Genomic DNA, 17,870 nt, shown 5'->3' on the forward strand with positions numbered 1-17,870 from the left:
TTTTGTTTTCAATAACAACTAAAAACTAATAGGAGAATTAAATATGGCTATGAAAAAATTTAAGATCTTAAATCTTATCTGTGAAAACTGCGATCTATCATCTAAGGAAAAATTAGTAGCACAGTATTTCGTCTATAAATCTAATAAATCCGGTGAGTGTTATCCATCAGTAGAGACTATTTCTAAACATTGTGGTGTATCAGTGAGAACGGTCCAGAGAGCCACCAAAAAGTTACAGGAAAAAAATTTTATAACGATAGATAAGCGATACTACAAAGGGCGCCAGTCATCAAATCAATATACACTTAACACAGACATAGAGATTAAAAATAAAGATTACTTAACTGATGAGAGTATTCAAAATGATTTTGAACTGGTATCAATGTCAGAAATCCTACAAGATGATATCACTATATATAATCCATTTGAAGAGGAAACTGAGGCTACAACTCCGCCCATATCATGTATAAATGAAACAATAATTGAGACAATACAAAAACCTGAAGAGCTGAGTATGGAGGTTGTAAACCCGTCATTTACGTATAATAAAGAATTAATTAAGCAGAAACTCATTGGCTACAAGAAAACATTAAATAATATATGTATAGCAATAAAATTCCATAATATCTATGTTATTTATACTGCAGCTGTTAGTTTTAATAAGATATTAAATGTTCAATTTCATTATGAGAACATTAAGTATATGCTAATATTTAAAGTGTCTAAATTTAAGACTTTAGGGTTTATATTACATATCCAACTATATGATTTTTTATGCCCATTTTAGGGGTGTCACTATGACACCCAAATTATACTATAAAAAACTAAGATATTGAAAAAGAGTATATTATATTTAATATATTTAGTTTTAGTTAAATAAATATACATAACTGCTGGGATACTAATACAGATTTCATGAATAAAAAGAGGTATAGCAAATGGACTTATTTGAAGAGAAGAGAGTAAACCCTATGCTCATTTCGGAAATGAGAGAAGCGTTTGACTCCGAGGATTATATCTACGAAATCAAATGGGATGGAATTAGGTGTATAACATATTTGGATGAGAGTAGCACAGATATGCGTAATAAGCGAAATAAGATGATGATACCAATACTGCCGGAGCTTGCAGAGTTACAGTATTATCGCTTACGTCTTTATTACAAAGATAGAGATATAACCAATCTTCCATTGATCGAACGTAAGCGAATTTATCGCTTACTATCTTTGCGTTGATAAATATTGGAAAATAAGTTATAATGGAAAAAAATACCTAAATGAGTAGCATTTAATGGCGGTTTATGGAGACTATAGAACTGTTGTTAATGCTAGACTGTTTCAGTTAGTACTTTCTCTACAGCTTCTTTTCGCTTAATTGAAAGCATCATCTGATCGATGGCAACTGTAAGACTACGAGCGTCTCTATGCCTGCCATATTGATTACAGCTGTTATGCTTGTGGTATGTTTTGAAATGTCTAAAGGTGGGGTATTACTCTATATGGATTGCCCAAAAGTGTTTTGCATTCTTTGATTGCACATAGATGGAAAAGCAAACCATTTGCAGTATATTAAAATACTGGATGTCAGAAACGGAATTTTGAAGAAATAGATTTATTAAACACACTATTAAATGTAAAATTTACATAATATGTTATAATTAACATGTGTTTAAAAATATATAACAAAATGGTAAAAGGTAAAATTGTAATTTGGGAGAGGATTAATATGATTAAGTTAATTTTCAATTTCGTAATAGATCAATTTACTTTGTTTGATAATTATCTGTACAACTATATTGCAATGGGAATTATAGGATTTATCGCCTTTGCAATTGCATACAGGATAGTAGGAAAGTTATATGATAATGATATAATAGAAGGTTCAAGTATAGGAAGTATTTTGCATTGGATAATACGTCTTGTTGTGTGTACTGCTTTATTCTTGATTGGATCTTTTGTTATTTGGATTGTAAAAGCTATTATCTTAATTCCATTATATGTTTGGTTTATTATTTTTGGATTTTTATTTCTTGGCTTTTTAGCTTGTTATATATTAAGAATTAAGTCACAGTCGAATAGTAAAACGGAATAGTTTGTATACTGGGAGGAGACCAACTATGATGAATTGACAAAACCCGAACCTAAGAAATCTATTAACAGTGGGGTAAAGTTAATCGCTCCTATTACTGGTATAGCTAATGGTATCACGACCTTAGTTCGAAATTTGCAAAAGCTAATTGATTTTGTGGCACCTTACATTAACTAGTGTGGCTGGAGTTTTAATATGACTAAATAGAATATTAAGGAGATAGTTTCAGATAATGAGTAAGATATTTAGATATAGCCTATCAGATACAGAATTTATTGCTGGTGAAGAATTGCTTTGCTTTGGAGATGTGTTAAATGATTTTGTAAATGCAAAATATATAAACATATTAACTTACAATATATCTGAAAATAAAGGTGTATTACTAGATGCTGTAAAAAAAGCTGGTGCAAGAGATATACCAATAAAAATCATAACTAATATACCGGGTAGATGGCCTTATTATGCTAATTATTATAGAAAGAAGGCAGCTAAAAATAAAATTGAAATATATGAAAGAAAACTTAATCCAGTCTTCTTAGGAAAATTAGCTTCAGTGTTCTTTAAGTTTAATAATCATGGAAAAATAATTATGACGGATAGTATTATTTATTGGGGCTCTGCCAACTTCTCGGATGAAAGCAAAAAGAACTATGAATGTGGAACACTTTCCAGAGATAAAAAATTTATAGAATATGTAAATTCAGTTATTATTCCGGAAGTTATAAAAGAATCAACAAGCTATTATGATACAGAATATTATGTATGTGTAATGAGTATGTATTCAGCCATTGCTTACATTCATAATATGTATGATGAAATTCATGAAGCATCCTATGGATATCACGAAAGCTTTACGGAAGAAATTGAGTATTTTGACTTTCAAAATAATTATATTAATTGGACAATGCTGACAGAACTGATGGAGACAATAAATGAATATGAGACAATCCTAGATGATTTGATTGATGACTTGGAAAGCAGTGAAAAAGAAGCTAACTATGAAGAGTTGGAGAAATTATTAAAGGAATATAATGACTACATAAGTTCATCAAATAGAACTATAGTTGACCTATGTTATAAGTTAGAGAAATTAGCCAGATTTGATTCGCATGAGTATGCAAACGATTTACTAGCAGATGATTATGCAAGTGAAGCATATGAAGAAAATTTAGGAAATTGTGTAGAGATGGCTTCAAATGATGCCCGTGAGGTATTGGCGGAGTTAATTGAATCATCCGTAAAGAGTATCTTGGCATTACTAGAATTATTATCAGAATATGAGGATACTATGCTTAGGTTTATAGATTATATAATGGGTTTGGCTAATGTGAATGCTGAAATTGATAATACAAAATAAAATAATCAGAAAGACAAAAGAGGGGCATTCGTTTTTCAAATGCCTCAATATCATTTAGTAGGTTTAAAATATTGTTTTTATTAAAATGAAATCTGATATATGGAAGAAATATGGAAGAAGAGGTCGGAAAAAGAATGGAAATTTTGGTTATAGGTAATGGTTTTGATTTAGCACACAATCTACCAACAACATATGCTGATTTTTTGGAATTTATTAGGGTGATAAAAGATTTACTATATGGTGAATCTTTAGAAAGTGTAAACTGGGGTAAATTGAATCAAAAAATTAAATATGAAATCGGAAAACATGTAAGAAACTCTTCAGGAAGTATATTTGAGAATAAGGTATATAGTTTAAACCTAATAAATAATAATATATGGGTAGAATATTTCAGTCAGACTTTTATTAATGAGACTTGGATTGATTTTGAATCTGCAATAGCAACAATTATTAAATCTTTGGATGTAGATATGTATGATAAACGGAATGAGAGAAGAGAACCTTTGAAAGCAGAAATGCAAAATCTAAGTAATGAGTTCCTTGAGCAATGTTATAAAGAAGGCACATTTCTAGTTGATGTAGAAGATAAGAGAATTACCTTTGAGGAAATCCGTAATATCTTATTGAAAGACCTAAACAACCTCATTTATGCATTAGAAATATATTTATCAGAATATGTAAATAAAATCAAGGTAACCGTTGAATCTCCAGACATTAAGGGTATGAATCCTGATAAGATATTAAGTTTTAATTATACTGATACATATGAGAGGGTATATAGCCAAAAGAACAATATTGAATTTGATTTTATTCATGGTAAGGCAGACATTTATAATAATGTAGATATAAATAACTTAGTATTGGGTATTGACGAATATCTGCCAGAAGACAGAAGAAATCATGAAGTTGATCTTATAGCATTTAAAAAGTTCTATCAGAGAATACACAAGAGAACAGGCTGCCTTTATAAGGATTGGGTAAGTGAGATTCACGGTGAATATGTAGATTATCTGTATAAAGTAAGAAATGCTTTACATGAAGTTACTGATTACATTGATAATGGTATTTCGTTATCTTTTAAAATAAATGATGCCTTAAAATTGTTAAACGGTAAAACAGAAACCCATAATGTATATATTTTTGGGCATTCATTAGATATAACAGATAAAGATATACTGAGAGATTTGATTTTGAATAATAATGTGCAGACTACAATCTTTTATCATAACAAAGATGTATATGGTCAACAGATAGCCAATCTAGTAAAGGTTATTGGACAAGATGAACTCATCCGGCGCACTGGGGGTCCAGACAAAACAATAACATTTAGGCAACAACAAAGACCAATGGAAAATAAAACATAGTCTGAATAAGGTGGACTTTAGAATGGCTAATAATGAGGTCATTCGGAAGTTTAATAGAATAATACTGAACTATGCAACGAGAGCAATAATATCAGATAAGAAACAATGGGGGTATTTAAAGTGCATTTTTTAGCTACTCACTTTAGGTATATCTCACTAACTGTACTTTAATTAATAAACAGTTCACTTTACGTTTTTTTGCTGTATACATATTACATATATTACCTCTTTTCAATCGATCATTTGCTTGATGTTTTTAAACAAACATATGTTCTTTTGACGGCGGCCTATATGGAAAAAATAATATTTCATATCGATGTTAATTCAGCTTTTTTAAGCTGGGAAGCTGCGTATCAAATATCATTTAGGATGTCGAGAAGATTTAAGAGAGCAGATTTCTGCAGCTGGAGGCGATGTTACAAAAAGGCATGGAATTTTTCTTGCTTATTTTCCATGTAGTTTATTTTTATTTCTTTATAAACTGAACTTCACCATTGTCGTCAATATATTTAATCAGGAAAGGAGTTGCACTACACCTTTACTGGTAAACAAACATGCGCAAGCTATATCTATACTGGTTCCAAGATTACCACAAGAGAAGGAGAGCCTCGAATGATAAAATTGTTAGATTATGAGTTAATAAAGAAAAAACAAAATAAGATAGAAAAATTTGATTGTTGTTTATATAATATCATCCCCATGTATTAAATGCCTGGGGATGATTTTACTTAATGCTTTTTTTACGTTTATACCTAGTAAAGCTGTGTACATTTGCCCTTTTTTGTAAGCGATCTATAGATCGCTTAAGGTTTTTCTTGCCCCAAGAGAGATTATTTAACGGTATCTTTAACTGGATCTTCTGTGTATATCATGAAGTCAGTTTCATTAAGCTTATATTGATACAAAAGATTATGAAGAGTTTCATTATTTAAAGTGTGAATGTCATATGTTTTTAGCTCATTAAACAGACATTTAACATTTTGCTTTAATTGTGTTAATGAATGAGATCGCATGATTTTGACATCATGGGTAAAATCAGCATCTGATGAAACATTTTTTGTAGGAATTATCATTACCCTAATTACAGGAGCATCAGAATACTCATGTTCAAACCAACCGCAATGGCTATTCATTTGACCGACTTCATATTTATGAATAGTAGATCGCTTAGTATCAACTTCACTTTTGCATTCAAATATTATGTATTTATTATTACCTAGATACCATAGATTATCTGGCCCTTTACGAATCATTTTATCAGGTCTTTCACTATAATATCCCAACAATTTCCCCAATTGAAACATAGCATTTTCGAATTTTTCTGCTGAAATCCCAAACGATAGATTGTCTAGAATACTATTGAAATCTAGAAGCATATCTTCATAATCTTTGAAATTAGTAATCCAACCACATATATTTTTTATTCGGTTTGCATTAATATTGGAAACTTTTGTGTAAGTAATTGCTTCTTGTGGCTTTAAAAGTTCGAAGTTAGATTGAAAAGCTAATTTTTGTAGTTTATCTGCTTCTGCTCGGTTAACAGAATACTTATATCTAGCGATTGTTTGAAGATACCAGCCTTTATCAAAATTATTATTGGTTGTATATTTATCAATTATTTTCTGAGTCGTTTTTATGGCATTATCAACATCACCTTCATAAAAGAAATTATCAGCCTTTTTTTCTTCAGAAAAAATGTCATACATATCAGAAATTTTATCTTCTGCTTCAATAGAGTCCATTGTTTCTTCATAAAGATTTTTCCAGTCTTCATCTCTTTTTAAGCATTGATTTATTAGTTTCCTTAGTGCTTTGGATTTATCGCATCCTTCATAAAAGTCTTCTTTTGCCCACTCAGCTATTTCGCGACCTAAATCGATCTGTTTTTGTGTTTGTAAGGAAAAGTAGTCCCTTGTTTTACTGCTTTTAATAAATTTGACTAAATCACTACCAATAAGAAGAATACAGCTATAATCCTTTACACTACGAACACTACGGCCAAGTCCTTGTTCGATTTTTTGTGCAACTTTTTTATTAATAATATCACTATTTGGCCTACATATTTCTTCATATCTATCATATACTCTATCAAAATAAGGAAGAGAGTCTATTACTAATATCCTGCAAGATTCATCAGGTAAATCAATACCATCATATCTATTTTTAAATACATAGTTTTTAGTAAAATCTTTATCTTTAAGTGACCTGATGTCGCTAAATATAGTATTAGTAGTACTTATGATACAGCCACAATTATTATATTCAGTGGCTTTGTATTGTCCAGGAATTAAAGCTACTACTCCAAAAGCATTTGAAACATTTCCCATAATATCCGAAATAATTGTTTTTCTATCAAAGGCGGAATCAATCAAAGATGGTATTAGCATCATTTTTTCGCCAGACCAAAGTTTTGTAGTATTAATGACAGGGTTTTTAACTGCTTCTGGACTAAAATTGAGTCCTTTTATAAAAAATGAATCGTCTTGGGTTGTTGCAGACATTAATATTCTGTTTTTAGCATTATGAAAAGAGCCAAACTGATGAATAGGTATTGTATAAGGAGATATTTCTATTTGATTTGTAGATACAAAAGCTTGACAGTTTGCTAACATATCTTTTATTAGGGGCCAAGTAAATAGCATGAATTTATTAATAGAAAATGACTGTAATATTCTAGTAACTTCAGACAACTTGTTGTTCCATGCCCAATAAGGAACTGGAATAAGATTTTCAAAATTATTTCCTTCTTTAATATCAATAAAGGTACCTTCACGTTGCTGTCGAAGATCATCTTCAAAAAGAGAAAGAAGTTTAAAGTAGAGATTTGCTGATTCAGGAGTATCTTTATTTTCTCGCTCAATTGTAACAGTAAAAGCATCACGTATTATGTCAATACAAGTATGGGAATCATCTAAAATAATGCACCCTATATCTTCACATCTTGAACCTATACCAAATTTTGATTTTCCATTAAACATTTGATGTGCATACACTATAAGAATGCGTTTTCCACTATACCATTCATCTGGTATTTCTTTATTTGAATCTATAGTACATATTGGAATACCAAATTTAACAGCTTCAAGGCATACTTGTTGTAAAAGATATTTATTTGGACATACATAGATAGCGGGACCTTCGTTTGAGTTTAGTTTTGAAAGTAGTATCAGCAATCCGATTAAAGTTTTACCCTCACCAGTATGAAGCTTAATTATTAAGTCCTTTTGATTTATTCTATTATTATACCATTCTTCTAGGACTTTTTCTTGTGTCGGTCTCAGAGGACCAGCTTCGCTTTTTCTATCTAGTTCTTTATAGATGTCAATAGGATTAGTTTTTTTTGGCTTTTTACTTACTGATAGTCGTTTACTAAAATCAACCATAAATTTTAAACCTCCGCTATTTACAAGATAAATATCATTATACAACATAATAATGTTAAAATAAACCAAAATAAGACAATTATGTATTTTGTAAAAAATTATGTAATTACGTAATGAGGGTGGCGTACTAAAAGGCATCATTTATGAAACTTTTTATGTTTAATGTAAGCTGGCATCTGTCAGGCAATTTTTTTGACCATGTAAGATACTGATTCAGAAGTTCTGGATGTCGGAGATGATTGTTGCTTTGGCATCTTTTCAAGAAGATATTTCTATTCATAACATCCAGATGATGAGCTCGGATACTTTCCAACAGTGTATTCAAGACAGCGTAAACTCGGGCTCCCTTTTGGAGTATCAATAAACAGCCAGGCACGTCTTGCAGTTGCAAATGGTTTAGGGTTTGCTTTCAAAGATTGTTAGATAGTTGATTCTCCTATCATCAAGGAAAGTTTCCAGACCTTTCTTTAGATTTTACGGCATTGGTCAGAAGCTTTGTCAGGTTCTCATTTTTTTCCCACCTGCTTTTATAGGTGGGAAAATTGAGTTACTAAGAAGAGTTTTTACTTTATAGAAATTTGCTTAATTCAAAACTAAAAAAATCATCTACTGTTTTCTTGTAGGAGCTAAATTGTTCGTTATAATATAAGTTATTGTTATTATCAATGCGTATATTTTTTAATTGGTCGTCTTTTTCTAATTTGTTTACGATATTAATAGTTAAGCCCATTTTAATAAGATGAAGCTTTTGAGTACTTGTTGTACCATATACGAGTTGATTATATGCATCTAATGTAATAACGCTATAATCCAACAAGCATTGAAAAAGCATACTTAGCTTATGACTAACAAAATCCTCTTCAATTTTAATCTTTATAATTGCAATATTAACAAGCTCTTGGCGGCTTTTAGTGGCGAGATCTATATATACAGGTTTCTCATATCCCGTACTTTGACCATAAGGTATTTCACCATAACTCTCGCCTATAAAAAGTTTACTATTGTTATTTATTTTTTTCTGCTCATAATATTTAACTTCAATTGCGATATTCTCTCTTAGTGACTTTTGGCGAGAGTTTTCCAAAAACATTTTATAATAACTTATGGCTGCATCATTATCTAATCTTCGATATTCATCGTCATGGATATATTGTGTCAAACCATCAATGAATATAATTTTAATAATATCCATGATATGTACTTCGTTAGATGAGTGTAGTCTGTAAGCATCCATCCTTTTCAAAATTATTGAACATAAGCTGTCCTCTAATTTGTATAGCGAATCCATGCCCAACTCAAGCATTTTTTGTTTTAAGCGACTAACATCATTATGCACTTTTCTTAATACAAAATTTTCATTTTTTATTATCATTTCACATTCTTCTTTTAAAGCTGCCTTCGATGGCTTTTCCAATTGCTCCATATCGAACTCTAGAAGAAGAGGGTTTTCTATTTCATCGTCAGTGTATCCCTTTTTTAGAGAGCGGATTTTTTCACTCATTTTACTGGCTATGCGGTTATAATTTTCAGTATTAACAAAATGAATAGGGGGATTAAGCTTCAATAAATTTTGTTTTTCACCAAATATTGTATTAAGGCGATTTACTCTACCAATAAGATTAGTTAGGTCTTTTGAACCAAGCTTATAAGTATTTAAAATAAAAAGAGAATCAATTGGAAGATTAATCCCTTCAAGAATCACCCTATTGGCTATTAAATAGTGAATATCATCCACCTTTGCGAACTTATATTCCAGGTACTCCTTAATGTTGTCTGGCATTTTTCCATGCAAATACAGAATTCCATGATCAATGTATTTATTAATAAAGAATTCTTCATGGACGTATTTTTTTAGATTTAAAAGTACTTCATTTATTTCAGTACTTAATTCAATGTGTTGTGTATTAGCATACAGCTCTTTTGCAAAGTTTTCTATTTTTCTTGGAGAATATAAATATAAAAAGGTTTTCGATGTTTTGTAATTATCAATATATTCAAAAGCGTTTTTACAGCAACCAATCTTATAAAATAAGTCAATAAAACGATTGTATTTAAATATTCCGTTATCAAGACGATATTCATAATAGTCTGGTTCTTTAATATTGTGACTTATCCGTTGCTCCATAATATCCTGTTCAATATCTAACTTCAAATTATTACTGTCTGTAATTAGTGGAGAAAGATAGATTATTTTACAATTCGGATTTCTAGTACTATTAAGTTTAATTAGTCGCGTTAACAAAACACTTCTATGGTCGCGTTCAAGTAACCGGTGTGCTTCATCGATGTATAGAATATCAAAAGATAACTCTGCTTTATGTAATAGACGTAAAGCTCGCTCCTGAGTAAAAACAGCTATAAACTTTGTCTCATCTATATACATCTCGTCATGGATTAAGATCTTTCTCTTGAAATTTGCATTTCGAATTAAGCGGTAGGTTTGTGATAAAAGAGACTTAGTTGGTACTATAACTGCAATTTTTTTATATTCCAATATATGAGCACTCATATGCTCAACAATTACACTACTTTTTCCAAAAGAGGTTGGTGCTACATAACTTATTTCAGTTACAGTGCTGGACAGAACATTGTTCCTTGCAATATTCTGTTCCAAAGTTTCAATTACTTCATTAATTTTATAATTTTTTTCAATAGAGTAATCTATAATTTCAGAGTCAATTCTTGAAAAAATATCTGGATAAAGCTTTTTAATAGTGTGGGCTACTGGATAAAATCCAAAATTTACAGAAAAATCGTAGAGGGGTGTATAGTCTGAATATAATGTACTATACTTTAGTATTATGTAATAAGCAAAATCCAGAAAATTGGTATTTCTCTTATCGAGATTATACTTTCGCAACATTATTAAAGCACTACTTAAAAGAAGTGTCTTTTCATCCGTGGACATTGTTCTATCATTACACGTAAGCTTAGAAATAACTTTTTCAAACTCTGGAATGCTTTTAAGACTATGAATTTTTCTACTTCCATACATAGTGTTTTGCCCTCGCTTATTTTTTTTCAATGTATTCAATAAAAGTCTTAATTGTTTTTTGAGTTATGCACATAACGCGGATTTTTTTACCTTTCAACCCAGGTAAAATTTTAACAATTTCATCAAAAATATCTGCATGTTTTTTGGGACTCCAGGTGCTTTCGAGAAAAATTGTAGCACAAGGCATAATGTTAAAATTATCAATACAATCAAAAGACCCTAATATGAAATTATCCGACAACTTTTTTATACTCTTTTTAATGTCACTTGATGTTCCTACATCACAATGGCTGGCATGAGAGTAAGCATTTTGCCAAGGGTTATTTTTGCTTCTTCCTGAAAACTTATCAGTTAAATCAGACATTGCCTCTTTAATTTTACTTGAATGAGATATGCCCTTTGTAGATTTAAATCCAGATTTACTTTCCATAACCCATGTTTCAGCTTCAAAAGAGTAATATCCGTCGAATCCTTTTTTTATCGAGCGTTCCTCTAAGTTAAAAAAGAGACACTCTTGTTTAAAACCGTACATATTAGCATACAAATGGATGAAAAATTCTGAGATTGCACCTATTTTCCATTCGTCATTTTTATCGCAAAATAAGTTGATGAGGCGCTGTTTAACAAGACTTAAGTCAGATCCAGAGGCCCCCTCACAAATACTGACAATATGATTATCAAGTGCAGATTCTATATCTGGCGAAAGTGACTCAATTTCGAGCAACGTTATAAATCTAGTGCCAGATTTGTTAGATTTTGATTTGTAATTAAAGGACTTTGGTAGAACCATATTTACAATCCTCCTTTGCTTTATATGTTTTATAACAATATAAGAATGTAAAAACTCATAAGTATTTGTATTAATTATAATAATATTAGCATATTTTGTCTGCGTTATCAAATTATATTGTTAATTTTAGATAGTTAGTATTAAAAATTTAATGTTTAATAACCATATTTTGTGGCTTCTAGCTTTTTGTTATAAGCTGGGGGAGGGTATTTGACAGGAGAGAGTATATTAGAAGCATTACAAAAAAATCCTGATCTTGTCTTAGTAACAACGAACTATAATTTGTATGAAAGTTCGTCTGCAGCTTTTATAAAGATAACAGACATTCAGACATTAAAACAAAAAAATAAACGACATAACTATAGTTATTGATTAACCCTATAAACATAAGTGTTTGAGGGGGAATGTCGTTACTATAATAAAAACGATATTCCCAATACAACGGACAATTGAAATCATCGTAGTATTGTCGTAGAATCTTAATCATATTGTAAATTTAACTATAACTAGTTTTGTCGTTTTCATTAGATAATAATGTGGATAATATTATTGTATAAAATTTGTAATATTGTCCAAAAAGTGATATATTGGAAATACATATATTAGCAATAATGGGAAGTTGAGTCCAACACGGAATAAAAATATTCTAGACAAAAAAATTTAGTGATTCAACAAAGTTATAAGTATTAAGACAGCCAAAGTTATGTATGGTAAACAGCAAAAGTATGCAAGGTGAATTAGGAACAGTCATTTGATTTATAAGAAAAGAAAAATAGAAGTTTAGTTTCTATCAATAGAGTATTTACCAGAAATGTGTATTGGTGAGAGGATAAGAAATTCTTTGTTTCTGAAACTTATGTCTGGCGAATTGGATGTCGTAAAACCAATATCTAAGTTGAAAATTATCTTTTAATAGAAAGAGGAGTTTTTATGAAATCATATGTATTTTATTTTGATGAATCATTTCACGATAGGAAAATACTAGTAAATAAGAACGGTCAGATAAATGCTATGGCAGATAATTCACTTGAAAGTTATATAGGGGTTTTCTGGGGATGTGAAAAAGATGAATTGGGGGCAAATGTTAAAATTTTAAAGAGATTCGAAGAACGACAAAAGGATCGTTTTGGATTAACTAAAGAACAAGAATTAAAATCAACTATTATTAAGTCAACAAATTACAAGTATGGAATTCATTCATTTAACAAGAACACTTTAGCGTTTTATCAAGACTTCTTTGAAATTCTTGATTTTATTAGTCCGATTATTCAAATCAATGCAATTAGTAAAATCGAATTCTTCATACGAAGGGCATTTGAAAATGTTAAAATGCCTGATTATTATTATTTTAATAAAAACGTATTTTATTACACATTAACAAAATTTATGATATTTTATCATAATATTGAATTGTTAAATTCACTCTACAATATTCATGATGACAACTCTTTTGATTCTTTTCGAAAACTATTACTACTAAACCTGGAATACATTCTAAAAGCGATTGATGGCATAGAGAGAAAGAAAAGTGAAATTAATGCATATAGTCAATTATACGAGGTTATATCAGTATCTACAATGAAAATGGATTTTGCTGGAAAGTTTGATTTTTGCTATTATGCTAATTTTGAGGGATTGGCAAATTTACTGTCAGAAAAAGAGATTGACATTAACTTTGTTAGTGTGGTTATAGATAAAGAAGAGAAAACAACGATATCTGCAAAACAATTTTGTTTTTCTTCTGTAATGCAAGAAGATTCAAAGGAAATGATACAGATACGCTTTTCTGACTTAATAAGCGGATTCATCGGGAGATTTTTGTATGCGTTATCTCATGATAAAGGACTAGAAGAGGATAAGGTTGGAGATATCAGAAAAATTAAAGATAATAATTTGGAAGAAAAAAGGATCATTAGCAAAGAATGGTTCGACCTCTCAGAAGAACAGTTTGAACTTTATAAAATAATGTATAATGTTTTAATTATTCAACATCAGGAATATTGGACATGCATGACCTTGAGCTACAACGATGAAATTTCTTGCTTTTTTACATTAATGCGTTATGTTGCAGGATATAGAGAATATAAGAAATTCATAAGAATTAACAACAAACTACATTCAGAGTATTATAATGCAGCTTGTTGTGAGGAATTACAAAGGCATTATGCAAGCTTTTATGACGCGAGTAAACATTAACTCATTGTTGAAGAAGTGGATAAAAAAATAGAAAGAGTCCTAAAATGAGAATCCTACATATATGCATGCAATAGAAAGCTAATCTGAATTGGGTAAAGTGGATGATTTCTTTGAAACCTTAGGATAGAATCATGTTGAAAGGAGAAAGAAGTTATGAAGTATATATTAATTTATACGAATATATTTTTAGATGTACTTGTCGACAGAAAAAATTAGGTATCGAGTTAACTGGTTGAGACATTCGAGAAATTGCTGGATTATGATGAGATAAAACTCATTATACCGTCTATTGTAAAGCTTGAAACTTATAAACACATAGATGAAGAATTTGATAAAGTTAACGTAAACTTAAAGAAAGCTATAGCGGAAATGTTTAAACTAAAGCAAGTAAAACTATTGTATTATAAAACTATTTGTAATTTATATCTATAATTGGGGGTACTGCATATATGAGCGAAAAAGCATTCTACAAAAAAATTCATCCAAACCTATTCTCAGATTCGGAAATTAAAAAAGAAGGAAAACTTTCAAAAGATTTTTTTTCATATTTTTTAGAGGCATTAACCAGCCAAAGTAAGGAAAAGGAGTTTGAAGAATATTGCCGCAAGATAATTGAAGCAACTATTTGTCCGAATTTACTTCCGCAGACAGGTCCAACAGGAGGTGGAGACAGTAAAGTGGATTCAGAAACATATCCAGTTTCTGAATCTATTGCAGAGGGGTGGCTCTATGGATATAACAATGCAGCCCATAGTGAAAGATGGGCATTTGCTATCAGTGCGAAGAAAGATTGGAAACCAAAGCTAACATCGGATGTAAAAAAAATTATTATTACGAATGAAGAACATGAGAGGGGATACACAAAAATATTTTTTGTTACCAACCAGTTTATATCCGATAAAAAAAGAGCAGAAGCGGAAGACAATTTGAGAAGAGAGTATCAAACTGATATACGAATTTTGGACAAGACATGGCTGTTGGATAATACATTTAAAAATGATAATAAAAAAATTGCAATTAGTTCTTTTAATATGTCAGATGAATTAAATGATGTAATTGTAGAAGGAACAAATGATACCAAACGAAAAAGACGTTTAGATGAAATTGAAAAAGAGTTACAGAATATAGAAGATTTGAAGTCGGCAAGAATTATTAAACTTTCCGAAGAGTCTGTTGGGTTATTGCGGGAATTAGAAGTTGAAAAATCCACAATCATGAATGCTTTAGAGAGAAATATAAGATTAGCTAAAAAATATGGCGGATTGAGAAATTACGCAGATGCATTATATAATTATTGTTGGACGATTATATGGTGGTATGAGGATCGTGATAAATACTATGAAATGTATATAGAACTAGAAAATCTTTACAAAGAAAACTCAGATGAATATCCAATTTTAAAGGACTTAAGTACTTTATGGATTACTTTATATGCTAATCATAACCAAAAAAGAAAGAGCATCTCAGATATGGAAAACCATACTCAGTTACTGGTGAATTCATATGCTAAATTTATTCAAGATAATGAGAATCCTAAAAGAGCTAAACTGGCAAAATATGATTATCAGATGATGAGATTACAATATCCTGAATTGTGGTCTGATGTAATTGAAGTATATATTGAAATACTCCAAGATATGCATTTTAATAACGATATCGACTTATTTCAGTTAAAAAAAGTATTAGAGCTTCCTGTTTTAAAGGAATGTCTTAAATATGATGAATTATTTGAACTTCTTATACACTTATTGGGTGAACAATCTAAAAATATTGAATCGTCTCAATTGCTTTTGAATAGAGGAGATGACTACATAGAAAATGATATATATAAATCAATTAAGTTCTATGGCAGAGCTTTAACAAAATTATATCATGAAAGTTCAAAACTTGACTTAATTAAAACTTTAATGAAATTAGGTGGAGCATTTGAACAGATTGGATTGTTGTGGGGGGCTAGAAGTTATTACATAAGAGCATTTATGGACTCGTTCAATTTGTACTTTAGTAAGGGGAATGCCATTCCCGGTTTATTTTTGTCGGCTAGAGCACTTAAGTATTTAGTATTACGGTTGGGATATATTAATTCTTCTCTACAGTTTAATGAATTGGAATTAACTGGATTAAATTTATATCCATATAGAATTAATGATGAAAAGGAATTCGAAAGCTATCTACAGTACGATAGTCTGTTATCAGTAGCCTTTTTAAATTTGGAACAATGTAATATAAAAAAATATGAAGCATTGCCTGATTATTTGAATGAGATTGGATTACAGACGTCAGCTGCAGCATTAAAATACAATCTTGGCTATTATGATGAAGAATATGTTCAAGCTATCGGCTCGAAAGAAGCATTAGATGATTTTATGAAAAAATTATTCAACCAGCCAGTTTCAGATGATTTTCATGAACAATTAGCAGAAAGTGCCTTATGTGAAAAAATAGAATTGAAATCAAAAGTTATGGGTTGTAGTGTGATAATAAAGACCAAAAGAGATAATTTTCACAAAGAATTAGGGGCAACTATATTGGCTTTATTTGAAAACATGTTTGCTACATCTGTTTCAGAACATATAATGCCTATGCTCGCAGAATTTACCATTTATATTGAAGATATAGAGTCAAAGCAATTTGATATTGAACTCATAAGGTCTGATAATACCATTAAGATAATTGTTTCAAATATAAATGAAATGACTGAATACGCACATAGAGAAGTCGTATTTGAAAAGTTAAATATTATTTTAGCAATGTTTACTGCACAAATGTTACCTTTGTCAAGTGAGTTTGAAAAAATTAGAAAATCTATTGAAGCAGAGGAAGCGATGTTTAGGACGCTTAATTGCTCTAATACGTTAGATACATTCGTTGTCTATGAGCAAGAGGATTCATTGCCAGATAATTTTGAAAGAAATAATAAAATTTATAAAAATATCCGAGAAAAATCTGTTTTTTATCATGACAAAGTTGAAGAAAATAATAAAGAAGATAAAAAACAAATTAAAACATTACATTATGGGGAACTGCCAGAAGGATTTAATTTTTCAAAAATTCATCATGATAAAATTACAATCAGTGACATTATTTATATGCCACTGTGGGATAAAGCTAAGTGGAAAGGTCTTTTCGTTCTATCAGATGAGAAATTTGACAATATACCTTTGGTGGGCTTGGTCTTTGAGGAGATCGAAGGATATGATATTTTCAGAAAATGGATAGAGGAATCAAAAACAGATAAGATTTCAATAGGAATAATTACGGGGATTGATAAGAATAACCCATATTGGTACAGAATTATTATAGGGGATAGTACGATAGATACTTACGCTAATAAAGATGATGATTTGACTATTATAAATCAGATTTGTCGACTTCATACTATGCAGGCAAAAAATGATTTTAATTTAAAGTTATTGAAACAGGCTGTAGCAAAGCATAAAACTTATAAGTTTCAACCAGTATTAATGAAAGACTTAGAGACGCAGGACTTAAAAACTAAATTATCATTCATAAAAAAAATTGAAAGTATTATAATTAAAGATATTTCTGAAATAGATCAAAATGATATATTTCTTATTAATGGATTAACACCTTTCGACGTTCCAGTAAACAATACTGGAAAAAAGCTATATGCTGAATGGATAATTCAGGAGAAATTGAAAGTTCAAAGTAATCATAAAATTTAATCGGTAATTGA

10 protein-coding genes and 1 pseudogene are annotated in these 17,870 nt (G+C 30.1%); 8 read left to right on the forward strand and 3 right to left on the reverse strand.

Translation table 11 applies throughout. The features are described from left to right. Positions 1-43 precede the first annotated feature (43 nt). From R2R35_RS18625 to R2R35_RS24600, 6 genes and pseudogenes are all read left to right on the forward strand, one after another. On the forward strand, positions 44-787 hold the full coding sequence (locus R2R35_RS18625) for a helix-turn-helix domain-containing protein (protein WP_317731337.1): 744 nt from the start codon (positions 44-46) through the stop codon (positions 785-787). Between the two features lie 151 nt (positions 788-938). Beyond that, positions 939-1,235 (forward strand): hypothetical protein, encoded by a 297-nt coding sequence (locus R2R35_RS18630; protein ID WP_317731338.1) that lies wholly within the window; start codon positions 939-941, stop codon positions 1,233-1,235. 490 nt (positions 1,236-1,725) lie between these two features. Continuing rightward, positions 1,726-2,091: a hypothetical protein gene (locus R2R35_RS18635; protein ID WP_317731339.1), complete on the forward strand. Its 366-nt coding sequence runs from the start codon at positions 1,726-1,728 to the stop codon at positions 2,089-2,091. 229 nt (positions 2,092-2,320) lie between these two features. After that, a complete protein-coding gene (locus R2R35_RS18640) occupies positions 2,321-3,445 on the forward strand; it encodes a phospholipase D-like domain-containing protein (RefSeq protein WP_317731340.1) in 1,125 nt (374 codons plus the stop codon). Positions 3,446-3,555: 110 nt separating this feature from the next. Further along, the gene (locus R2R35_RS18645; RefSeq protein ID WP_317731341.1) at positions 3,556-4,809 is read left to right on the forward strand and encodes an AbiH family protein; all 1,254 of its coding nucleotides are present in this window, start codon (positions 3,556-3,558) and stop codon (positions 4,807-4,809) included. 291 nt (positions 4,810-5,100) lie between these two features. Beyond that, positions 5,101-5,254, forward strand: a pseudogene (locus R2R35_RS24600) (DNA polymerase IV); the annotation flags it as partial. Positions 5,255-5,639: 385 nt separating this feature from the next. Here R2R35_RS24600 and R2R35_RS18655 read toward each other — a convergent pair. From R2R35_RS18655 to R2R35_RS18665, 3 genes are all read right to left on the reverse strand, one after another. Beyond that, positions 5,640-8,192: a DEAD/DEAH box helicase gene (locus R2R35_RS18655; RefSeq protein ID WP_317731342.1), complete on the reverse strand. Its 2,553-nt coding sequence runs from the start codon at positions 8,190-8,192 to the stop codon at positions 5,640-5,642. 568 nt (positions 8,193-8,760) lie between these two features. Further along, a complete protein-coding gene (locus R2R35_RS18660; RefSeq protein WP_317731343.1) occupies positions 8,761-11,187 on the reverse strand; it encodes a DEAD/DEAH box helicase in 2,427 nt (808 codons plus the stop codon). Between the two features lie 16 nt (positions 11,188-11,203). Then, positions 11,204-11,977, reverse strand: coding sequence for a hypothetical protein (locus tag R2R35_RS18665; protein WP_317731344.1), 774 nt, complete (start codon positions 11,975-11,977; stop codon positions 11,204-11,206). Between the two features lie 930 nt (positions 11,978-12,907). Here R2R35_RS18665 and R2R35_RS18670 point away from each other — a divergent pair. Continuing rightward, positions 12,908-14,173, forward strand: coding sequence for a hypothetical protein (locus R2R35_RS18670; RefSeq protein WP_317731345.1), 1,266 nt, complete (start codon positions 12,908-12,910; stop codon positions 14,171-14,173). Positions 14,174-14,622: 449 nt separating this feature from the next. Next, positions 14,623-17,859: a hypothetical protein gene (locus tag R2R35_RS18675; RefSeq protein ID WP_317731346.1), complete on the forward strand. Its 3,237-nt coding sequence runs from the start codon at positions 14,623-14,625 to the stop codon at positions 17,857-17,859. The last annotated feature ends 11 nt before the right edge of the window (positions 17,860-17,870 follow it).

It is taken from the genome of Anaerocolumna sp. AGMB13020, assembly GCF_033100115.1.
Lineage (GTDB): Bacteria > Bacillota > Clostridia > Lachnospirales > Lachnospiraceae > Anaerocolumna.